This window comes from Streptomyces sp. NPDC052236, assembly GCF_044548015.1.
Classification (GTDB): domain Bacteria; phylum Actinomycetota; class Actinomycetes; order Streptomycetales; family Streptomycetaceae; genus Streptomyces.
Window position 1 is genome coordinate 296,649 of record NZ_JBIUBL010000003.1, and the last position, 20,751, is coordinate 317,399.

General features: G+C 67.8%; 18 protein-coding genes and 1 tRNA gene. 9 read left to right on the forward strand and 10 right to left on the reverse strand.

What is annotated here, in order from left to right; all coding sequences use genetic code 11:
* Positions 1-25 precede the first annotated feature (25 nt).
* Complete coding sequence (locus ACIHCQ_RS08305; RefSeq protein WP_399659020.1) at positions 26-214, forward strand: DUF5703 family protein; 189 nt, start codon at positions 26-28, stop codon at positions 212-214.
* A 131-nt stretch (positions 215-345) separates the two neighbouring features.
* On the opposite strand, the gene ACIHCQ_RS08310 is transcribed toward ACIHCQ_RS08305, so the two are convergent.
* The 3 genes from ACIHCQ_RS08310 to ACIHCQ_RS08320 form a co-directional block, all read right to left on the reverse strand.
* Positions 346-1,113 (reverse strand): chaplin, encoded by a 768-nt coding sequence (locus ACIHCQ_RS08310; protein ID WP_399659022.1) that lies wholly within the window; start codon positions 1,111-1,113, stop codon positions 346-348.
* Positions 1,114-1,251: 138 nt separating this feature from the next.
* Complete coding sequence (locus tag ACIHCQ_RS08315) at positions 1,252-1,485, reverse strand: chaplin (RefSeq protein WP_399659023.1); 234 nt, start codon at positions 1,483-1,485, stop codon at positions 1,252-1,254.
* A 172-nt stretch (positions 1,486-1,657) separates the two neighbouring features.
* Positions 1,658-2,992 carry a M20/M25/M40 family metallo-hydrolase gene (locus tag ACIHCQ_RS08320; RefSeq protein ID WP_399659024.1) on the reverse strand — a complete coding sequence of 445 codons (1,335 nt, stop codon included), beginning with the start codon at positions 2,990-2,992 and terminating at the stop codon, positions 1,658-1,660.
* 186 nt (positions 2,993-3,178) lie between these two features.
* On the opposite strand from ACIHCQ_RS08320, the gene ACIHCQ_RS08325 reads away from it, so the two are divergent.
* From ACIHCQ_RS08325 to ACIHCQ_RS08355, 7 genes are all read left to right on the forward strand, one after another.
* A tRNA-Leu gene (locus ACIHCQ_RS08325) sits at positions 3,179-3,263 on the forward strand.
* Between the two features lie 19 nt (positions 3,264-3,282).
* Entirely contained in the window at positions 3,283-3,459 is a 177-nt protein-coding gene (locus ACIHCQ_RS08330) for a hypothetical protein (protein WP_399659203.1), read from the forward strand.
* Between the two features lie 335 nt (positions 3,460-3,794).
* The gene (locus ACIHCQ_RS08335; protein WP_399659025.1) at positions 3,795-5,570 is read left to right on the forward strand and encodes an FAD-dependent monooxygenase; all 1,776 of its coding nucleotides are present in this window, start codon (positions 3,795-3,797) and stop codon (positions 5,568-5,570) included.
* Positions 5,571-5,676: 106 nt separating this feature from the next.
* Positions 5,677-7,218 carry an MFS transporter gene (locus ACIHCQ_RS08340; protein WP_399659026.1) on the forward strand — a complete coding sequence of 514 codons (1,542 nt, stop codon included), beginning with the start codon at positions 5,677-5,679 and terminating at the stop codon, positions 7,216-7,218.
* A gap of 424 nt (positions 7,219-7,642) precedes the next feature.
* The gene (locus tag ACIHCQ_RS08345; RefSeq protein ID WP_399659028.1) at positions 7,643-8,770 is read left to right on the forward strand and encodes a ScyD/ScyE family protein; all 1,128 of its coding nucleotides are present in this window, start codon (positions 7,643-7,645) and stop codon (positions 8,768-8,770) included.
* Positions 8,771-8,965: 195 nt separating this feature from the next.
* Positions 8,966-10,126: a ScyD/ScyE family protein gene (locus tag ACIHCQ_RS08350; RefSeq protein ID WP_399659030.1), complete on the forward strand. Its 1,161-nt coding sequence runs from the start codon at positions 8,966-8,968 to the stop codon at positions 10,124-10,126.
* A gap of 246 nt (positions 10,127-10,372) precedes the next feature.
* Entirely contained in the window at positions 10,373-10,648 is a 276-nt protein-coding gene (locus tag ACIHCQ_RS08355; RefSeq protein ID WP_399659031.1) for a hypothetical protein, read from the forward strand.
* A gap of 71 nt (positions 10,649-10,719) precedes the next feature.
* Here ACIHCQ_RS08355 and ACIHCQ_RS08360 read toward each other — a convergent pair whose 3' ends face one another.
* The 6 genes from ACIHCQ_RS08360 to dxs form a co-directional block, all read right to left on the reverse strand.
* Complete coding sequence (locus ACIHCQ_RS08360) at positions 10,720-11,331, reverse strand: flavodoxin family protein (RefSeq protein ID WP_399659032.1); 612 nt, start codon at positions 11,329-11,331, stop codon at positions 10,720-10,722.
* Positions 11,332-11,401: 70 nt separating this feature from the next.
* Positions 11,402-12,307 (reverse strand): aromatic prenyltransferase, encoded by a 906-nt coding sequence (locus tag ACIHCQ_RS08365; protein ID WP_399659034.1) that lies wholly within the window; start codon positions 12,305-12,307, stop codon positions 11,402-11,404.
* Between the two features lie 249 nt (positions 12,308-12,556).
* Positions 12,557-13,192 carry a hemerythrin domain-containing protein gene (locus tag ACIHCQ_RS08370; RefSeq protein WP_399659036.1) on the reverse strand — a complete coding sequence of 212 codons (636 nt, stop codon included), beginning with the start codon at positions 13,190-13,192 and terminating at the stop codon, positions 12,557-12,559.
* A 293-nt stretch (positions 13,193-13,485) separates the two neighbouring features.
* The gene (locus ACIHCQ_RS08375) at positions 13,486-15,393 is read right to left on the reverse strand and encodes a polyprenyl synthetase family protein (RefSeq protein ID WP_399659037.1); all 1,908 of its coding nucleotides are present in this window, start codon (positions 15,391-15,393) and stop codon (positions 13,486-13,488) included.
* A gap of 9 nt (positions 15,394-15,402) precedes the next feature.
* Positions 15,403-16,539: a flavodoxin-dependent (E)-4-hydroxy-3-methylbut-2-enyl-diphosphate synthase gene (ispG, locus tag ACIHCQ_RS08380; protein WP_399659180.1), complete on the reverse strand. Its 1,137-nt coding sequence runs from the start codon at positions 16,537-16,539 to the stop codon at positions 15,403-15,405.
* Positions 16,540-16,574: 35 nt separating this feature from the next.
* Positions 16,575-18,509 carry a 1-deoxy-D-xylulose-5-phosphate synthase gene (gene dxs / locus ACIHCQ_RS08385; RefSeq protein ID WP_399659038.1) on the reverse strand — a complete coding sequence of 645 codons (1,935 nt, stop codon included), beginning with the start codon at positions 18,507-18,509 and terminating at the stop codon, positions 16,575-16,577.
* A 314-nt stretch (positions 18,510-18,823) separates the two neighbouring features.
* Here dxs and ACIHCQ_RS08390 point away from each other — a divergent pair, with 314 nt between their 5' ends.
* Entirely contained in the window at positions 18,824-19,765 is a 942-nt protein-coding gene (locus ACIHCQ_RS08390; protein WP_399659040.1) for a sigma-70 family RNA polymerase sigma factor, read from the forward strand.
* Between the two features lie 47 nt (positions 19,766-19,812).
* On the opposite strand, the gene ACIHCQ_RS08395 is transcribed toward ACIHCQ_RS08390, so the two are convergent.
* Positions 19,813-20,730, reverse strand: a complete 918-nt coding sequence (locus tag ACIHCQ_RS08395) for an aromatic prenyltransferase (RefSeq protein ID WP_399659041.1) — start codon at positions 20,728-20,730, stop codon at positions 19,813-19,815.
* Positions 20,731-20,751: the final 21 nt, after the last annotated feature.

Consider the following 20,751-nt stretch of genomic DNA (forward strand, 5'->3'; position numbering starts at 1 on the left):
GGCCTCTGCCCGCACAATAGATGCGATGCCGGAATACGAATTTGTCGACCTGTACGTGGCACGCGGGGTCTCCCGCAAGGAGGCGACCCGCCTGCTGACCGACCACGCCGAGTACGGACACTGGGAGTTGGAGCGGCTGAGTATGCACCGGGACGGCAGCCGAAGAGTGCGGCTGCGCCGGCGCATCATCCGTCAGGTGCGCGCCACCTGGTGAGCGGGTGAGCAAGGCGGAGCGGGCCCCGCACAGACGGGACCCGCTCCGTTTCGTACTCATATGACTGCTCAGCGTGATCGCTTGGTGCGGACACGACCGCGCGATTGCCGCGATTGCCGCGATTACCGCAGTTACCGCGATTGCGCGGAGGAGCGGGCCCGGCGGTACACCACCGCTCCCGCCAGCAGCATCCCGGCGCCGGCCGTGGCCAGCAGGTCGACCGAGCCGACACCGGTCTGCGCGAGCTCGTCGGTGCCCCTGGACGGGATGACGGTCTGCGCGCCCGGGGTGTTCGGCAGTTCGCGTGGGGAGACCGTCTCCTTCCCGTGGGGCTTGGCGTGCTTGCCATGTTTGGCGTGCTTGCCGTGCTTGCCGGGCCCTTCGGGATCCCGGGGCTCGCCCCGGTCGCCCCGGTCGCCGGAATCCGCGGAGCCGTCGTTGGGCCGGTCCGGCTTCTCGGGCTGGGTGACGACACCCGAGTCGTCGCGGCAGTTGTTGCCGAAGGCGGGGTTGCCGAGTCCGCCGATGGTGACGCTGTTCCCGCAGGCGTTCACGGGGACCTCGACGGGTGCCTGGACGTTGTTGCCGGAGCCGACGCCAGGAGAGTTACTGGTCCGTCCATCGGCCTGGGACCCACCGCCCTGCTCACCGGTATCCGACCCGCTGCCACAGTTGTTGCCGGTGGTCGGATTGAGCAGTCCGACGACGTTCACGGTGTTCCCGCACGCGTTCACGGGGACATGCACGGGAGCCTGGACCGAATTTCCGGCCACGACGCCCGGCGAATCCGACGCGAACCCGTTCGCCCCGGCGTCCGCGTGCGCGTAACCACCGCCGAGGGCAAGTACGCCGCCCGCAGCCGCCATGGTGATCAGGCCCTTGCGAGTGACCTGTCGCATAGGTTGATTCCCTGCCTTCCAGCTGAGAAATTCCGGGCGTCAATGAGGCCCGGGAGAGGAATGCCCGACAGCCCCGGAGCGCGTGGCGCGCGCTCCGGGGCCTACGGGCTCAGACCCTTATGGATGTGAGCCTCAACGTCAGTCGGCGACGCAGGTGTTGCCGAAGGCAGGGTTCAGCAGCGCGATGATGTCGACCGTGTTGCCGCAGACCTGGACCGGCACATGGACCGGCACCGTGACGGCGTTACCCGAGATGACGCCGGGGGAGCCGACAGCAGCAGCGTGCCCCCCAGCGTCGGCCACGGCCACGCCCGCGCCTGCGAGCATCAGACCGCCGGTGGCAGCCGCAGCAGCGACAACCTTCTTGATCATTATTCCTCCTCGTTGGCAATGCGATCCCAGCCGCGGACCGCATCACCTGTAACGAGGGGGAGCCAAAGGGGCTACGAGCCCCTGACCCCTTTCACTCTTCTCAGTCAGGTGTTGCACACGCTGGCGATTATTGGAGTGTCGTTTCATCTGCTTTCGTGCTGGTCGGCGCTGATCAGCACTCGTCGAGGAATCGGTCCAGCACCCGCACGCCGAACTTCAGGCCGTCGACCGGCACGCGCTCGTCCACCCCGTGGAACATGCCCGCGAAGTCCAGCTCCGGCGGCAGCTTCAGCGGCGCGAAGCCGAAGCAGCGGATGCCCAGGTCGTCGAAGGACTTGGCGTCGGTGCCGCCGGAGAGCATGTACGGCACGGCCCGGGCGATCGGGTCCTCGGCCCGCAGCGCGACCTGCATCGCGTCGACCAGGTCCCCGTCGAAGCTGGTCTCCAGGGCCTTGTCGCTGTGTACGTCCTCCCGCTTGACCCGCGGGCCGAGCAGCCGGTCGAGGTCGGCCAGGAACTCCTCCTCGTGCCCCGGCAGGAAACGCCCGTCGACATGGGCGATGGCCTGCCCGGGGATGACGTTCACCTTGTAGCCGGCGCCGAGCATGGTGGGCGCGGCTGAGTTGCGCAGGGTCGCGCCGATCATCTTCGCGATGCCGCCGAGTTTGGCGAGCGTCGCCTCCATGTCCTCGGGGTCGAGCGGTGTGCCGAGCGCGTCCGAGAGCTCGTCCAGGAAGGACCGTACGGTCTTGGTCGTACGGACAGGCCAGGTGTGGCGGCCGAGCCGCCCTACGGCCTCGCAGAGCTCGGTGATGGCGTTGTCGTTGTTGGTCATCGACCCGTGCCCGGCGGTGCCGTCGACGGTGAGGCGCATCCAGTGCATGCCCTTCTCCGCCGTCTCGACGAGATAGAGCCGCAGTTTCTCGTTGACGGTGAAGGAGAAACCGCCGACCTCGCCGATCGCCTCCGTCACGCCCTCGAAGAGACCCGGGTGCTTGTCGACCAGGTACTTCGCCCCGTACTTCCCGCCGGCCTCCTCGTCGGCGAGGAAGGCGAGCACGATGTCGCGCGGGGGCTTGCGCCCGCTGCGCATCCGGTCCCGTACGACCGCGAGGGTCATCGCGTCCATGTCCTTCATGTCGACCGCGCCGCGGCCCCAGACACAGCCGTCGGCGACCTCGCCGGAGAAGGGGTGGTGCGTCCAGTCGTCGGCGTTCGCCGGTACGACGTCGGTATGGCCGTGGATGAGCAGCGCGGGCCTGGAGGGGTCCTCGCCCTCGATGCGGGCCACCGTGGAGGCGCGGCCCGGGTGGGACTCGAAGATCTGCGGTTCGAGCCCGACCTCGGCGAGCTTCTCCGCGATGTACTCGGCGGCGCCGCGCTCCCCCGGACCCGAGTGGTCGCCGTAGTTGCTCGTGTCGATCCGGATCAGCTCACGGCAGAGGTCGACAACCTCCTCCTCACCCGAGACGGGCTTGCCCCTTCCACCTCTGTTCGACTCGCTCACGCTGATTCCTCCCACTGTCGCCGCTGGTCGTTGCCGGTCCATCCTCCCGCGATCGGACCCGCTGCCCAAGGGCGGCCGTCCATCGCGGTGGGGCCGTCACCCGGATTGGGGCGTGATCGGGCACAGCCGAATGTTTGCTATGGTTTTCCACGTCGGAACGGCCCAGGGCCGCGAGACAAACACCTTGTCCGGGTGGCGGAATGGCAGACGCGCTAGCTTGAGGTGCTAGTGCCCTTTATCGGGCGTGGGGGTTCAAGTCCCCCCTCGGACACTTCTCATAACCCCAACTTGTGCGGGTCGAGGCGAGCCTCGGCCCGCACAAGCTGTTTTCCGGGCTCGTAGATCGGCTTGAGTCCCAGGTCCGGATGCTCGGCTCGCTCGCCGAGGCCGAGGCCGATGACGCTGTCCAGGAAGCCCGGCTGCGCCTCAGACGGTCGGACGCCACCAAGCCGGCGCCAACCCGCTGAACAGTCCCAGCCAAATCCTCTGCCGATGCTGGGTGCACGCAGCATCGGCAAAGAAACGTCGTCATGACGGTGCCGAGGGGACCATCCGGAAGATCCCCTTCCAGGTTGCGGGAGTGCACGCATTCCGTCGAATACCGGGGAGTGGCTGGTCTGGATGGAGATACGGCAGCCTCACCCCCTTATCCCGATGACGGAACGCCAGCGCGGGTTTGTCGAGTTTCGGTGGCAACGGCTCGGTCTCGGTTGCCGTTCTCTGCGGCTCGGCGGCAAGCGGCCGGGGCTGTCCAAGACCACCTGATGCTCGCCTCTGGGCTGTTACCTCTGGAAGGACGAACATGGGAGCAATCGAGGTTCCGGTTCTGATCGTGGGCGGCGGCGGATGCGGCCTGTCCGCCTCCAATTTCTTGTCCGACCACGGCGTCGGCCACCTGCTGGTAGAACGGCACGCGGACACGTCGAAAGTGCCGAAGGCGCACTACCTCAACCAGCGCACGATGGAGATCTTCCGCCAGCACGGGCTTGACGGGGCGGTGGCCGAGCAGGCGGCGCCGCTGGAGAAGTTCGGGAAGGTGCTCTGGAAGACCTCGCTCACCGGCGACGGACCGCTGGATGCGCGGGTGATCCACGAGATGGACGCTTTCGGCGGCGGTGCGCTGCGCGAGACGTACGCAGCGGCCGGACCCATCCTGCCCACCAAGCTGCCGCAGCTCCGGCTGGAGCCGATCCTGCGCCGTCACGCCGAGCAGCGCAATCCCGGGCGCATCCTGTTCGGCCACGAACTGGCCGCTTTCTCCGACGACGGTGACCGCGTCATCGCCGAGGTCCGCGACACCGAGACCGGGGAGATCACCACGGTCGCAGCGCGATACCTCGTCGCAGCCGATGGCGGCCGCACGATCGGTGCCGCTCTCGGCGTGGAGATGCAGGGCGTGCCTGGGATGGTCGACGTCACGACCGCGTACTTCTCCGCCGACCTGTCGGCGTGGTGGCACGACGGAACGATCATGACGTGGTTCGTCAACCCATACCGCCCGGACCTTTCCAGCACCCTGCTTGAGATGGGACCCACTTGGGGAAAAGCCTGCGAGGAATGGGGCCTGCATTTCGTCGCAGGCGACGCGGACCGCTCCGACGAGCAGGCGGTCGTCTCCAGGATTCGTGAGGTCCTCGGCCTGCCCGGCTTGGACCTGACCCTGCACAAGGTGACGCAGTGGACCGTGGAGGGTGTGCTCGCCGAGCGCTACCGGGCAGGACGGGTGCTGCTCGTCGGCGACGCCGCGCACCGCCAGCCGCCCACCACGGGGCTCGGTCTGAACGGTGGGATCCAGGATGTGCACAACCTCGCGTGGAAGCTGGCCGCGGTGCTCACCGGTCGCGCGCACGACAGCCTGCTCGACACATACGAGGCGGAGCGGCGGCCCCTGGGCAAGAACAACGTCGACTGGGGACTGTCCACGTGGTTCCACCACAGGGTGATGACCGAGGCCGCCATCGGCCTCGGCCAGCACATCCCGCCGCAGCGCCGGGCGTCGGCGTTTTCCGCGTACTTCGACCCGTCTCCGGTCGGCGCGGCCGTGCGGGCGCGGGCGGCGGAGATCTTCCGCACCCACCGCGCCGAATGCCAGGCGCACGACTTGGAGATCGGCTTCGCCTACGAGGAGGGCGCGGTCATCCCTGACGGCAGCGAGCCGCCAACCCGCGCGCCCATGGGCAACGTGTATCACCCCACGACCCGCCCTGGGCACCTGCTGCCACACGCTTGGATCGAACGCGACGGGCACCGCCTGTCAACCCACGACCTGACCGGCGCCGCGACCGGCTTCGCGCTGCTCACCGGCCCGGCAGGGACGCCGTGGTGCGAGGCGGCCGCGGAGGTCGCGGAGAAGTTCTCGATCCCGATCACCGCGGCCCGCATCGGGAATGGCGCGGAATGCGCCGACGTCGACGGCAGCTGGGCGGCCGTCCGGGAGATAAGCGACGAGGGCGCCGTCCTGGTGCGCCCGGACAACCACGTGGCATGGCGCAGCATGAGCGGCAGCGAGGATCCAGCGGGCGCTCTGAGAAATGCCATCTCCCTCGTCCTTGACCAGGATGCCGCTTTCAGCAGCTAGATCCGCGGGGCTCGTCCGGCCAGTCCGGCTCGGACGGTCCGTCACATTCCAACCGCCGTGCTTGTCATATGAGTGACGACTCACGTCCGTTCGATGCGACAAGGAGATGATCGTGGCAGCACGGAGCGCAACCCCGACGGCCGGGCCGGACCCGGGGGCGGCCGGTGCGGCGGGCGGGGACCCGAAGCGGTGGCTGATCCTCGCCGTCATCTGCGTCGCCCAGCTCATGGTGGTCCTCGACGTGACCGTGATGAACCTCGCGCTGCCGCCGGCGCAGGAGGATCTGGGATTCACGAACGCCGACAGGCAGTGGATCATGACGGCATACATGCTGTCCTTCGGGAGCCTGTTGCTGTTCTGCGGGCGGCTGGCCGACCTGTTCGGCCATAAGGTGACCTTCCTCGTCGGGCTGGCCGGCTTCGCGGCCGCCTCCGCTGTCGCCGGCGCCGCGACCAGCTTCGAGATGCTGGTCGCGGCGCGCGCCGGTCAGGGAGTCTTCGCCGCGCTGCTGGCGCCGGCCGCCCTGGCCCTGCTGGCCACGACGTTCACCGACCCGAAGGAACTGGGCAAGGCTTTCGGCGCCTTCGGCGCGGTCGCGGCCAGCGGCGCGGGCCTGGGGCTGGTCATCGGCGGTGCGCTGACCTCCGGCCTGTCCTGGCGGTGGTGCATGTACATCAACCTGGTCTTCGCCGGAATCGCGATGCTCGGAGCCGCGCTGCCGATGGGCAAACGGCCCAGGACGCCGGGCGCCCGGCTGGACATCCCGGGCGTGGTGGCGGTGTCGGGCGGGATGTTCTGCCTCGTCTACGGCTTCTCCAACGCCGCGACGCACAGCTGGGACACGCCCTCGACGTGGGGCTTCCTCGCCGTCGGCGGCGCGCTGCTGATCGTTTTCGCCTTCTGGCAGACGCGCGCCGCGCAGCCGCTGCTGCCGCCCCGGATCGTACTCAACCGCAACCGCGGCGGCGCTTACCTCAGCATGCTGATCCTCGGGGCCGCCATGTTGGGCCTCTTCCTGTTCGTCATCTACTACATGCAGACCACCCTGGAATACTCGGCGATCACCTCGGGCGTCGCCCTGCTGCCGATGGTGGTGCTCACCGCCGTAGGGGCCAACGTGGGCAACATCGTGCTGATGCCGCGGTTCGGCCCCAAGCCGCTGGCCTTCGCCGGCCTGGCGCTCGGCTCGGCCGGCACGGCCTGGCTGACCGGGATCGGCGCGGATTCCAGCTACGCGGCGGCCCTGCTCGGGCCGACCATGGTCATCGGTGCCGGCATGGGCCTCGTCTTCGCCTCGGCGCTCCAAAGCGCCACCTCCGGCGTGGGACCACAGGACGCGGGGATCGCCTCGGCAAGTCTCCAAATAGGTCAGCAGCTTGGCGGCGCGATCGGCACCGCGCTGCTCAACACGATCGCGACCGGTGCCACCACCAGCTACCTGGACGACCACGTACAGGGGCAGCCGACACGGTCGCAGCTCAACCTCGCGGCGATCGACGGCTACACCACGGCGTTCTGGTGGTGCAGCGGCATCTTCGCGGTCGGTGCCGTCATCTGCACCGCGCTGCTGCGCCGCGGCCCGCTGCCCCCGCGCGAAGGCGCCTGGGGCAAGGAGCCGTCCAAGGAGGCCGAAGCCGCGCGATCCTGACGCGCGTCCTACCAGGCCCGCCGGTCACCAGCACGTACCGCCGCGGACGACACCGTCGTCCGCGGCGCGGGTGAGCCCCGCAGCGGCCCGGGAAGCCGGCCGGCGGGATGCCGAGCCCGCCGGGCCGGCCGCGGCCCGGCACCATCGGCTGGACCGCCCGGGATGTCCACCGCCGCACCTGTGCCGAGTCGGCCTCCGGCAGCGCGTCGCCGACGCCCCGCGCACGGTGCTGATCACTGTCCTGACGAGGGCCCGCCAAGTCGGCGCCAACCAGCCGAACAGTCCCAGTCAAGGCATGTAGCCAATCCTCAGGTGCCTGGAGCAGTGCGGCGTGCGCCTGTCGCAACCGTGAGGGGCCGTTCCAGAACACATTCAGCCAACCCGGAGGAGAAAGTCGAAGATGCGACGTCTCAAAAGGAGTCGGATGTTGCTCGCCATCGCGGCGGTGACAGCGCTCGTCGGCGTGGGTGCCGGACCGTCAGGGCCGGTGGCCGAGGCAGCCACTCACTCGGGCACTCTCACCAGCGACGCACCGGTCACCCTCGTGGCGGGCGGGCTGCACTCACCGCGGGGCCTGGTCTGGGGACCCCAGGGCCACCTGCTGGTCTCCGAGGCGGGGACCCCCAACCAGCTGTGCGACAACGCTGACCCGTTTGCGATGAAGTGCTTCGGCCTCACCGGGTCGATCGCGGACATTTCTTCCGGCACGCCGAAGCGGATCGTCGAGGGACTGGCGTCAAACGTCAACAACGCCGAGGTAGTCGGGCCCAACTCCCTGTCATATGTCAATGGCAAGCTGTACGCGCTGGAGGCGGGAGTAACGTATGCCGTCCCGTCGTGGCTGCCCAAGGACCTGCAGAAGACGCTGAAGAAGCAGTACGGTGCGCTGCTCGACGTCACCGACGGGTCCCCCTCGGTGGTCGCGAACCCCGGTAAGGCCGACTACCAGTGGATGAAGGACAACCCGGACCTCACGTCCGATGAGCCCACCGCCAATCCCTACGGGCTGACGCCGAAGCCGGGCGGCGGCTTCTACTACGTGGACGCGGCTTCGAACACGCTGGGTTCGATCGACAAGCGGGGCAACGTCGACGTACTCACCTGGTTCCCCCGCAGCCCCGCCGGCACGGACTCCGTGCCCACCTGCCTCGACATGGGCCCGGACGGCGCGGTGTACGTCGGCGAGCTCACCGGAAACGGCAACTCGGGTACGGCGGCCAACGTGTACCGGTACGAGCCCTGGAGCGGCGAACTCAAGGTCTGGGAGAAGGGCTTCAGCGCCATCACCGGCTGCGGCTTCGGTGCCAACGGTGACTTCTACGTGACCGAGTTCTCCACCTCCGGCTTCCTCCCGGACGGCGACCCCGAGGGTGTGGTCATCCAGATCAGCAAGGACCGCACACGCACCGTCCTGGGAGCCGGAAAGCTGTTCGCGCCCCAGGGCTTCCTGGCGGGTCCCGACGGCTCCATCTACGTGACCAGCAACACCGTTTGGTGGCCCGCCGGCACCACCAACCGATGGGATGCCGGAGAGGTAGTCAAGATCGGCTGAGCCCGTCCGGTGATCCCGTCGCGGAGAGGGAGTCGTTGACCGCGGAACCGGTCGACGCCTCCCTTGCCGCGGCGGCCGTCGCCGGCCGCGCGCTCATGTTCGCGCAGAGAGCACAAGGAAGAGTTTTCACGCACCAGAAGCTCACCGAACTACAGGAGGAGAGAGTCGAAGATGCGACGTCTCAGAAGGAGTCGGATGTTGCTCGCCATCGCGGCGGTGACAGCGCTCGTCGGCGTAGGTGCCGGACCGTCAGGGCCGGTGGCCGAGGCGGCCCCTCAGTCAGGCACTCTCACCAGCAGCTCACCGGTCACCGTCGTGGCGAGTGGGCTGAATTCACCGCGGAGCCTGACCTGGGGACCGCGCGGCCGCCTGCTGGTCGCCGAGACGGGGAGCCCCCCGGTGACCGCCCCCTCGGTGTGCAACTTCTACTCCGAGGAAATCACGCTTGACATGAAGTGCTTCGGCAAGACCGGGTCGATCTCGGACGTTTCTTCCGGCACGCCGAAGCGGATCGTCAAGGGGCTGCCGTCAGCCCTCAACCTGCAGGACATGATCGGGCCCAACAGCGTGTCGTATGTCGACGGCAAGCTGTACGTGCTGCAGGCGGGGGCACCGCAGGCTGTCCCGTCGTGGCTGCCCAAGGACCTGAAGAGGACGCTGAAGAAGCAGCTCGGGGCGCTGCTCGACGTCACCGACGGGTCCCCCTCGGTGGTCGCGAACGCCGGTCAGGCCGACTACCAGTGGGTGCAGGACAACCCTGATGCCTCGCCCAATGACTTGGACACCGCCAATCCCTACGCGCTGACACCGAAGCCGGGCGGCGGCTTCTACTACGTGGACGCGGCTTCGAACACGCTGGGTTCGATCGATGTGCGGGGCAAGCGGGGCAAAGCCCGCGTGCTCACCAGCTTCCCCGTCACCTCGGGCGGCAAGGACTCCGTGCCCACCTGCCTCGACATGGGCCCGGACGGTGCGGTGTACGTCGGCGAGCTCACGGGACACGGCAGCTCGGCCACTGAGGCCGACGTGTACCGGTACGAGCCCTGGAGTGGCCGCCTGGCGGTCTGGGAGAAGGGCTTCAGCGCCATCACCGGCTGCGGCTTCGGTGCCAACGGTGACTTCTACGTGACCGAACTCGACACCACCGGCTTCCTGCCGACCGGCGACCCCGAGGGTGTGGTCATCCAGATCGGCAAGGACCGCACACGCACCGTCCTGGGAGCGGGGAAGCTGTTCGCGCCCCATGGCTTCCTGGCGGGTCCCGACGGCTCCATCTACGTGGCCAACGAGTCGATTTGGTGGCCGCCCGGCACCACTGGCCGATGGGATGAGGGAGAGGTCGTCAAGATCGGCTGAGCCTGTCCGGTCATCCTGTCGCGGGCTGCGGCCATACTGCTCCGGCCCAGCCCGCGACGGGGGACCGCACGATTCCTCCGGCTGTGTTCATGGCCGGAGGATGAACGTGCGCATCGGCCCGGACGGCGCGGTGTACGTCAGCGAGCTCAGGGGACACGGCAACTCGGGTACGGCGGCAAACCTGCTTCGAATGCCGGAGAGGTCATCAAGATCGGCTCGGCCGAGCAGCTCACCGCCGCCGGTGTCGTGGCCGCCCGGCTGGTACAGGCGCTGGAGGCGGACGTCCACATACGAGTACCCGGCGGTGAACGCCGAGTAGGCCCCTACCGCGAGATGGGTGGCAGCACCCCGCCCACGCCGAGGCCGACGTGGGAACGTGCCGCAGGTTTCCCCTCTACCGGAGCCCGGCTGCCGGCACTGGCCCAACTCGCGGGTGCCAAGGCCGCGAAGTCGGTCAGCGAGCAGCGGGTGCCGCGCGAGATTCTCGGCCATGCGCCCGCCGGCGGCAGCGATGACAACTGACCCGGGCCTGCTGCGGCCAGTCGGCGCAGCAGGCCCGGGTGAGCAAGATGTCCCGCGGAGCTTCCAGGGCCTCAGCCCCGGGCCAAGCCGTCGCGCAGCGCCCCGGCCACCAGGACTATGCGCTTGGCCTGCACCGCCGCGGCCGCGCGGGTGACGTCACCGACGGGGTTCTTCCCCTGCGCAGTGACGTGGCTGGTGCCGTACGGGTTGCCGTCGGCGTACTTGGCAGGATCGGTGTAGCCGGGGGCCACCACGATCCCGCCGATGTGATGGACGGTGTTGTACAGCGCCAGCAGCGTGGATTCCTGCCCGCCATGCGTCGAGGAGCTGGCGGTGAAGCCGCTGAATGCCTTGTCCTGCAGCTCGCCCCTCAGCCCGGGGCCTGCCAGGGTCTCGATGAAGTGCTTGAGCGGCGCGGAGACGTTCCCCCACCGGGTCGGAGTGCCGAGCAGCACCGCGTCGGCCCACACCACGTCGTCCGCGACTGCCTGGGGGATGTCCTGGGTGGCGTCCAGGTTGGCCCGCCACCTGGGATTGGCCTCGTCGGGAGCGAGCTCGGCAACCTTGCGCAGCCGCACCTCGGCGCCGGCCTTCTCCGCCTCGGCGGCCAGCGTCCGGGCGAGCTCGGTGATGGTCCCGGTCGCGGAGTAATAGATGACACTGACCTTCACTGGGCCGGTCACAAGGGATTCCCTTCCATCGGTGCTTCTCGGCTGAAATTGGGAAGAGCTGTTTCATGTCGCGGGCATAAAATTATCGCTCGTACGAGTGCCAGAGGCTCAATACCTCAGGCTGCGATCGATAGAACGACAGGAGTTTGTAGTATTCCCCGGCGGGCGACGACGCGACGTAGCATATGAACTTGCGGTCGACGGCAGCGCCACTGTACGGAGCGTTTCGCGCGAGCTGCTCGATTTTGGGATCGAGCTGGCCGCCGGTAATTTCCATCGGATCCGAGGTCATTGCGCTGAAACAGATCCGCTGGATCTTCGGAGAATCCCAGTTCAGGGTGACGTAGAATCCGCCTGCTTCCTGGCCGAGCTTCAGCAACTGCTCACTCGGATCCGGCATCTCGATTTCGCGAAGAATCGCTGTGATGGTCTTCGGTTCGAGATATCCATCCGGTGTCCTGAAGTACACGTTCGTCGTTTTGTGCTCGTAGTCGATCCCGGTCAGGCACACTTTGTCGTCCACGCCGTGGCGGGCGAAGAAACTGGCATTCTCCGCCAGGGCGCGCGGCGCCGACGGGATGTCGGCCAGCTTTGACAGCTGCTGCATGTCATCCGGGGGGAAGAACTGGAAGGTCTTCGTGAAGCCGCCAATGACTCCGAAGTCAACACCGTAGTTGTCGATGGGGCAGCGTTTCGCGATTTCCGAGCTCAGGACGCCGGCGGGATGGTCCGTCTTGGCGATGAGGTCGTTCGACAGAGCGAGGGCATACGGGTCGACGCCCTTCGGAATCATCGTGAAGCGGCAGCTGAAATCTCCTGCGCGGCGTGCGCTGGTCTCTGCCCGGAAAGCAATCGCGGACTGCGGGATCACGTCCTCGTACGCGGTCAGAATAGGCCAGACCTTGTCGCGCGAGCAGGCCACATCCAGCAGCCGAGCTGATTCCTCGATGACCGAGTAAAGACCTGCCAGCTCAGTTGTCTCGGACATCCGTCCTCCAAGTGTCGATCTTGAGCGTTCTGCTCGAAATTAGGCCGTATTGCCGAAAGTAAGAGGAGTGTCACTATTCGTGTCCGCCTCCCGCTGATCTACGCACCGAGCATTGGCCACAAACCTTGACTATGGCTATTGAGCGACTTGACGCGGGCTTGGTGGATCTCGGTCCAGCTCTTCACACCCGGCGCCGTACCCCTGAGCCTCGCGGGTGCGCGGACCTGCCTGTCGAGCTGGTCGGACGGCTCAGCCTTTGGTGTTCCACCTGTCGAGGGCGGCGTAGGCGGGTTGCCATTCGTCCCAGTAGGCCACGCGTACGGGCTCGGGCAGGGTCGCGAGAAACGTGGCGGTTGTCTTTTCGTCGGCGCCGTCGAAGAGCCAGGCGGTCATGCGGGGTCCGTCGGGGCCGGTCTTGCTGGCGTGGACCTGGCCGTAGTGCTGCCACTGCTCTGGCGTCACGATCGCATCGATCAGTGACAGCGCCTCGTCCTCTTCATGCTTGAGGTGCCCGGTCAACGTGGTGGCCAGTGCCTCGGCGGCGGCCGCGACGCGTTCCGGTCCGGACTCCCGGTCGGCCAGCGCGGCGTTGATCATTTCGATGTGCGGGTCGATGGCTTCGTGTTCGGCTTCCATCGCATCCAGCAGGAGCAGGTCATCGGGCCGGTCGGCCAGGCTCTGGCGCATCACCGGCCACAGCGCTTCATCTTCGGCGCTGTGGTGGACGTGCAGGCCCTTCTTGAACATCTCCCAGCCAACGGCGGTGGCGAGGATCTGCCGGGGGTCGTCATCGGTGCGTGCGGTGATCTTGGCGATGAATTCCAGATCGCGCCGCAGCGCGTTGTGCATCGCGTACATCAACGACATATCGAGCTTGCCGCTCATGATCTCTCCCGTGTCACTGAGACGGATGCGGAGCATCCGGGTCGCGGTCCTGCGGCCTCACCCATATGACAGGCCGCGGCGCCGGAATGTGACAGATGACCGAGCCCGACTGGTCGGCGGACCACCTTCCCCCTCCGTCTGGGCAGCCCGGTTCCCGTCTCCGGCCAGCAGCAGCACCGCTCTTGACCTGGCCCCCGACCACGAGCGGGGTCGCGACCAGGTGGATCGGGCCGTGTGTGCCGGTGACCCGCAGCCTCCGGCCCACCCGGTCCCTCCCCGTTCCCCGTGTGCCGTCAGCGGTCGCGGTAGGCCACCCGCGCCGCCATCTCGCCCAGGCGCTGCTGCCAGTCGTCCGCCAGCGGCGCTGCCTCGAGCGCCGTGCGGGCGGTCGTGACGAGCTGATCGATCCGCTGCTCGATCTCCTGGCGTACGTCGGAGGCGAGCAACGCGGCGCGCAGCCCGGCCGGGTCCCAGTCGCCGCCGTTCTGGCCGTCCGCCACCAGGCGGGCCACCCGGCCGTCCCTGGTTGCCGCCAGGGCGAGCACCAGGTTCATCTTGTGCTCGCTGACATCCAGGCCGGCCGGCTTGCCGGTCGCCGCGGAATCGCCGAAGGCGTCGAGCAGGTCGTCGCGCAGCTGGAACGCCTCGCCCGCCGAGACGCCGTACGCCTCGAACGCCGTATGCAGGTCGGGCCGCCCGGCAATGGACGCACCGAGTGCGAGGGGCCGGTGGATGGTGTAGCGACCGGACTTGCAGACGGCGATCCAGCGGGCGAGGTCCGGGTCCGGCGCCGGCGCTGCGGCAAGGGCCATGTCCAGGTGCTGGCCGATGAGCATCTCGGTGCCGAGGTCTGTCCAGATCTCCATTGCCGGGCCGGGCAGCCCGCTGGTGAGCTTGTTGGCGTAACTGAACGCCAGATCGCCGGCCAGGATGGCGACGCCCTCCCCGTACCGGCGGGGCTCACCGGTCCAGCCGCGCTCCGCATGGATGCCGGCGTACTTGGCATGCACGGTCGGAACCCCACGCCGGGTGGGTGAGTTGTCCAGGATGTCGTCGTGGATGAGGGCAAAGACGTGCAGCAGTTCCAGCCCGGCGGCCGCGGCGACGACCGCGTCCTCGCTCGCCGTACCGGCCGTCGTGCCGTCGGCCGCCAGGTACCCGCTGATGCAGAACGTGGGGCGCAGCTGCTTGCCGCCCGCCGCGACGAGCTCCGCGATCGCCTCGACCGGCACCGCCGCGCGGGCGTCGACGGCCCCCCAGCGCGAGCACTCGGCGCTCAGCAGATCCTCGATGCGCGCGCCGGCCCGGGCGAGCAACTTGGCGCAGGCATCGTCGCCGGAAGCGTCGCCGGAAGCTCCGTCGCCGGTGCCGCCCCGCGCCGACCGCTCAAGCGTCGGCGGCGGTCTGAACACGACGTTCTCGTCGGCGCACACCTCGGTTTCGATGTCGGTCAACCCGAGGGTCCCGAGCCGCTCGATGACCTGCTCGACCAGCACATCCGGCACGCTCGCGCCGGCGCTCAACCCCACGGTGCGGACGTCGGTCAGCCACTCGGGGTCCAGTTGGTCCGCGTCGGGCAGCAGCCGGGCCCGGGCTCCGGCGGCCCGCGCGACGTCCACCATCCGGGCCGCGTTGGTCGAGTCGGCCGACCCGACGACGAGCACAAGGTCGCTGCGCCCGGCCATCGCCTTCACCGCGTTCTCCCGGTTCTGGCCGCCGCAGCGGATGTCCTCGTCGCCGGGGCCGGCCAGCCCGGGAAACCGCTCGCGGAGAATGGACAGAATCTCGGCCGTGTCGTCCACCGACAACGTGGCCCGAAGGGTGAGACAGGCGGCGGACGTCCCCGGCGCGAGGTCAAGCCGCCTGGCCTCGTCCGCGTTCCGCACGATGACCGTACGGTCCGGCGCCTCCCCGTAGGTGCCCTCGATCTCCTCATGATCGGCGTGTCCGACGAGGATCAGCGTCCGCTCGTCGCGGGCGCACACCGCCCCGTCCGGTATCTCGGTCTCCGAATCGACAAACCTGGCACCCCGCGCCTCAAGCTGACGAACAGTGTCCTCGTCATGCACGATCCGCTTGCGTACGTACACCGGCGCGCCATGTTTCTCGAGCGCGCGTTCCACGATTTCAACGGCCCTGAGCACACTGGCGCAGGAGCCGCGCGGCTCGGCGAGCAGGACTCGGCCTTGGACAGGCGGCATGGTTCCCCCTCAGTTCGCTTCGGATGGAGCAGCTTCGCTGCCGAGGGGGTCGATCCCCATCTCCTCGGCGATACGCATGGCCTCTTCGATCAGCGTTTCGACGATCTTCGACTCCGGCACGGTCTTGACGACCTCCCCCCTGACGAAGATCTGGCCCTTGCCGTTGCCCGATGCCACGCCCAGGTCGGCCTCGCGCGCCTCGCCCGGACCGTTGACGACGCAGCCCATGACCGCCACGCGCAGCGGCGCCGGGAAGCCGGCCAGCGCCGCATTGACCTCGTCGGCCAGCTTGTACACGTCCACTTGGGCGCGGCCGCAGGAGGGGCAGGAGACGATCTCCAGGCCCCGTTGACGCAGGTCGAGCGACTCCAGGATCTGCATGCCGACCTTGATCTCCTCCACCGGCGGCGCGGACAGCGACACCCGGATGGTGTCGCCGATGCCCTCGCTGAGCAGCGCGCCGAAGGCGACGGCGGACTTGATGGTGCCCTGGAAGGCGGGACCGGCCTCGGTGACGCCGAGGTGCAGCGGGTAGTCGCACTGGGCGGCGAGCTGACGGTACGCGGCGACCATCACGACCGGGTCGTTGTGCTTGACCGAGATCTTGATGTCCCGGAAGTCGTACTCCTCGAACAGCGAGCACTCCCACAGCGCGGACTCCACCAGCGCCTCTGGGGTGGCCTTGCCGTACTTGGCCAGCAGCCGCTTGTCCAGCGAACCGGCGTTGACGCCGATCCGGATCGGGGTGCCGGCGGCAGCGGCAGCGGCCGCGATCTCCTTGACCTGGTCGTCGAACTTCTTGATGTTGCCCGGGTTGACCCGCACCGCCGCGCAGCCTGCGTCGATCGCTGCGAAGACGTACCTGGGCTGGAAGTGGATGTCGGCGATGACCGGGATCTGCGACTTGCCCGCTATCTGAGGCAGGGCATCGGCGTCGTCCTGCGTGGGCACCGCGACCCGCACGATCTGGCAGCCGGCGGCGGTGAGTTCGGCGATCTGCTGCAGAGTGGCGTTGACGTCGGATGTCTGGGTGGTGGTCATCGACTGCACCGATATGGGGTGGTCACCCCCCACTCCCACCGATCCCACCTGCATCGGGCGAGACCGCCGCCGCTCGGCTATGGGCCGACGCGGGGACTGCGGCATCCCGAGGTCTACATTCGACACGAATGAGTCTCCTCTCAGGCATGGAGGGGGGCGGACCGGCTTTCACCGGGGGCTTCGAGGGGGCTCTGGAAGAACTGCGTGATGTCGCCGGCCAGGTCCTGGGCGGTCAGGCCGAGGTCGGCCAGGATCTCCGCTCGGCCGGCGTGCTCCAGGAACTCCTGCGGGATGCCGAAGGTTCGTACCGGTGTGGCGACGCCGGCATCGCGCAGGTTCCTGGCCACCGCGTCGCCGACGGCGCCCACGCGCCCGTTGTCTTCGACGACCGCGACCAGCCGGTGCCGGCGGGCCGCGTCGATGAGTGCGGGGTCCAGGGGTTTGACCCATCGAGGGTCGACGACGGTGACGCCGAGGCCCTGGGCCGCGATCAGGCGCCCGGCGTCCACACAGACACCGGCCATGGCCCCCACCCCGATGAGGAGGACATCCGCCTGTTCGCCGTCGACGTGGGACAGCCCTGCGACTCGCGTCAGCACGTCCATGTCGCCGAGCTTGCCGACGGCGTCGATGTCGTCGCCCACGGCTCCCTTGGGGTAACGGATCGCTGTGGGGCCGTCGTTCACATCCAGGGCTTCGCGGAGCAGCTCACGGAGCCGCGTTCCATCCCGTGGGGCCGCGATCCGCAGACCCGGTACCAGTTGCAGGATCGACAGGTCCCACATGCCGTTGTGGCTCGGCCCGTCGCTGCCCGTGATGCCCGCGCGATCGAGGACGAAGGTGACGGGCAGCCGGTGCAGCGCGACATCCATCAGGACCTGGTCGAACGCCCGGTTGAGGAAGGTGGCGTACATCGCCACTACGGGGTGCAGGCCACCCATCGCCAGTCCCGCCGCCGATGTGGTGGCGTGCTGTTCCGCGATACCGACGTCGAACACCCGGTCCGGGTAGGCGTCAAAGAAGCCGGCGAGCCCGGTCGGGTGCAGCATGGCGGCGGTCAGCGCCACGACGTCGGACCGCTCGGCTCCGATCTTCACCAGCTCCGAGCCGAACACCTTGGTCCAGGAGGTGGTTGAGGCCGCCCGCGGCTTGCCCGTCTCCGGATCGAAGGCACCGGGCCCGTGGAGGCAGTCCTCGACGTCGCTTTCGGCCGGAGGGTATCCGTAGCCCTTCTTGGTGATGCAGTGCACGATCACCGGGCGTTCGTACGCGCGAGCCGCACGGAAGGCATCCTCGAGACTGTGCACGTCGTGGCCGTCAACCGGCCCTACGTACGTGAGGCCGAGGTCCTCGAACATCGCTTGCGGGGTGACGGCGTCCTTGAGCCCCTTCTTCAGCGCGTGCAGCGCTTCGTAGACAGCAGCACCGGCCACGGGTGCCTGCGGCATCACCCGTTCGACGAAGCTCAATGCGCTCTCGTAGCCGGGATCCAGCCGGGGCGACGAGAGGTGACTGGCGAAGCCACCGATCGTGGGCGAGTAGGACCGGCCGTTGTCGTTGACGACGATCACCACCGGACGTTCCTGGCATGCCGCGATGTTGTTCAGCGCCTCCCACGCCATGCCGCCCGTCAGTGCGCCGTCTCCGACGACGGCGACTACGCATCCGTCGAGGTCGCGCAGCTGACGGGCCTTCGCGAGCCCGTCGGCGTAGGAGAGCGCGGTCGAGGCATGGGAGTTCTCGATGAGATCGTGCTCGGATTCGGCCCTGCTCGGGTATCCGGACAGGCCACCACGCTGGCGCAGCCGGTCGAATCCCGCGCGGCGCCCGGTCAGCATCTTGTGGACGTAGGCCTGGTGGCCCGTGTCGAAGAGCAGCCGGTCTCGCGGTGACTCGAATACCCGATGCAGCGCGATGGTCAGCTCGACAACTCCGAGGTTGGGCCCGATATGTCCTCCGGTCCTGGATACCGCGGTCACCAAGAAGTCACGGATTTCGGCTGCCAGGTCCGGCAGCTGCGAGGGGTCCAGCGTCCGCAGTTCTTCCGGACATTGAATCTTCTCTAGTATTCCCATGTAGGTGGACTCTTCTGTAGGACTTGTCGAGCAGGGTCGAGTCGTCGGCTACCCTCAGGCGCCGCCCCTCCCGCAACCTGGAAGCGGATCTCCCGGTGAGCCCCGTCGACTTGAGTCATGACGGCGTCCCTTTCCTGATGTTGCGTGATCCAGCATCGGCCGACGGACTTGCCTGGGACTGATGAGCGGGTTGGCGCCGGCTTGGCCCTCCACCACGAAGGTGGATACAGCTGGGTCAAGCAGGCGAGATCGTCACATCGGCGGCTTCCCGTCGGTCAGTTGCATGACAGGTGCCGGTGAGAGGATGCGACCAGATGAACGAACACGACTGGCTGGCCGAACGATTCGAATCCGATCGCCCCCGCTTGCGTGCGGCTGCGTACCGGATGCTCGGCTCACTGGACGAGGCAGACGACGCCGTCCAGGAGACCTGGATCCGGGTGAGCCGCTCGGACACCGGTGCCGTGGAGAACCTGAGCGGCTGGCTCACGACGATCGTTGCGCGGATCTCCCTGAACATGCTCCAGTCCCGCAAGTCCCGCCGCGAGGCTCTCCTGGACACGGCCGAGGCCGGCGAGCCACGCGTCGTGGACCGGACAGTCGACCCGGAGCAGGAGGCGCTGCTCGCCGATTCGGTCGGCCTCGCCCTGCTCGTCGTCCTGGACACCCTCACGCCTGCCGAGCGGCTGGCGTTCGTACTGCACGACATGTTCGCGGTCCCGTTCCAGGAGATAGCGCACATCGTGGACCGCTCCCCCGCCGCGGCCCGCCAGTTGGCCAGCCGCGCCCGCCGCCGCGTCCAGCAGGCCGGCTCGGACATGAGCCCCGAAGGCACGAAGCTCGAAGGCCTGAGCACCGAAGGCACCGGCCCTCATGGCGCCAGTGCGCACGACGACGTCACAGACACCGCCCAGACGGGCAGGGCCGACCTCGTCCACGCCTTCCTGGCCGCCTCCCGCGAGGGCAACTTCGAGGCGCTGCTGGCCATGCTCGACCCGGATATCGTGCTCCGCGCCGATCAGGCCGCCGTCCAGATGGGTGTCGCCGCCGAGATCCGCAGCGCCGACGCGGTCACCCGCGTCTTCGCGGGACGCGCCTGGGCCCCGCTCCCCGCCCTCATCAACGGGGCCGCCGGCCTGGTCTGGGCCGAAGGCGGCCAACCGCGCGTGGTGTTCCGCTTCACCATCGACGACGGCAAGATCACCGCCATCGACGTCCAGGCCGAACTGGCGGGCCTCGACATCGTTATGCGCTGAGCTTCGGCCAGTGTTCCCATGAAATGGGAACACCGGCGATCACTGACCTAATCCTTGAGAGCGTCGAACGCTTTCAACAGCTTCCGCTGGTGATCGCTTATTTGATAGTAGGACCCGAGTTTATAGTATTCCTCGCTGGGCGAAAGAGTGAGGCCGTATACGAGCGTACGCCGCTCACCGGCGTACGCGTACGGAGCATTATTCGCGTATTTCGAGAATTGCGCTATTTCCGGTTCGGTCCGAGCGGGGACTATCGTAGGATCCGTGGTTATCACGGCAAAACACATCCGCTCGATCTTCGAAGAATCCCAGCTGAGGGTGGGATAAACTGCGAACGACCTCTTTGCGAACTCCAGCCCCTGCTCATCCGGTTCTTGCAGTCCCATCTCACGAAGCATCGACAGGACGGCCTCCGGTTGGAGGGATTCAGGGGAAAGATCGCCGAAGTACAAATTCACCTGGCGGCGCTTGTAGTCGATCGAGGTCATCTGCACTTTGTCCAGGCCGTAGCGGGCGAAAAGACCGGCATTCTCAGCCACACTGCGCGGCATGGACGGGATGTCGGCAAGCTTTGACAGCCCCTGCAAGTCATCTGTAGGGAAGAACGCGTAGGTCTTTTTGAAGCCGCCAGTGATTTCGCCGTCGATGGCGTACATGTGAACGGGGCACCGCTCCTGGGTGTCCGAGAGCAAGGTGCCGACAGGATGATCCGTCTCCGCGGTGAGGCCGTTCGATCGAGCAGTGGCATACGGGTCACCGTGCCCCGAAGGCACCGAGATGCTGAAGTCAAGCTCCGTCGCGTGCCGACCGCTCGCCATGGAGAAAACAATCACGGCATCCGCGAGTACGTCCTTGTACGCGGTCAGGGTCGGCCAGATCTTGTCACGTGAGCAGGTTATATTCAGCAGCCGAGCCGCTTCCTCCATGGCCGAATATACACGTTCGACTTCACCGGATCCGGACATTGAACCCTCCACGTGTCGATC

Bases quoted from the DNA above. Each gene is read 5' to 3' on its own strand.
- ACIHCQ_RS08395 (WP_399659041.1), bottom strand. From the start codon at position 20,730: ATGTCCGGATCCGGTGAAGTCGAACGTGTATATTCGGCCATGGAGGAA.
- ACIHCQ_RS08310 (WP_399659022.1), bottom strand. From the start codon at position 1,113: ATGCGACAGGTCACTCGCAAGGGCCTGATCACCATGGCGGCTGCGGGC.
- ACIHCQ_RS08350 (WP_399659030.1), top strand. From the start codon at position 8,966: ATGTTGCTCGCCATCGCGGCGGTGACAGCGCTCGTCGGCGTAGGTGCC.
- ACIHCQ_RS08365 (WP_399659034.1), bottom strand. From the start codon at position 12,307: ATGTCCGAGACAACTGAGCTGGCAGGTCTTTACTCGGTCATCGAGGAA.
- ACIHCQ_RS08315 (WP_399659023.1), bottom strand. From the start codon at position 1,485: ATGATCAAGAAGGTTGTCGCTGCTGCGGCTGCCACCGGCGGTCTGATG.
- ACIHCQ_RS08345 (WP_399659028.1), top strand. From the start codon at position 7,643: ATGTTGCTCGCCATCGCGGCGGTGACAGCGCTCGTCGGCGTGGGTGCC.
- ACIHCQ_RS08305 (WP_399659020.1), top strand. From the start codon at position 26: ATGCCGGAATACGAATTTGTCGACCTGTACGTGGCACGCGGGGTCTCC.
- ACIHCQ_RS08335 (WP_399659025.1), top strand. From the start codon at position 3,795: ATGGGAGCAATCGAGGTTCCGGTTCTGATCGTGGGCGGCGGCGGATGC.
- ispG (WP_399659180.1), bottom strand. From the start codon at position 16,539: ATGCCGCAGTCCCCGCGTCGGCCCATAGCCGAGCGGCGGCGGTCTCGC.
- ACIHCQ_RS08375 (WP_399659037.1), bottom strand. From the start codon at position 15,393: ATGCCGCCTGTCCAAGGCCGAGTCCTGCTCGCCGAGCCGCGCGGCTCC.
- dxs (WP_399659038.1), bottom strand. From the start codon at position 18,509: ATGGGAATACTAGAGAAGATTCAATGTCCGGAAGAACTGCGGACGCTG.
- ACIHCQ_RS08340 (WP_399659026.1), top strand. From the start codon at position 5,677: ATGATCGTGGCAGCACGGAGCGCAACCCCGACGGCCGGGCCGGACCCG.
- ACIHCQ_RS08390 (WP_399659040.1), top strand. From the start codon at position 18,824: ATGAACGAACACGACTGGCTGGCCGAACGATTCGAATCCGATCGCCCC.
- ACIHCQ_RS08370 (WP_399659036.1), bottom strand. From the start codon at position 13,192: ATGAGCGGCAAGCTCGATATGTCGTTGATGTACGCGATGCACAACGCG.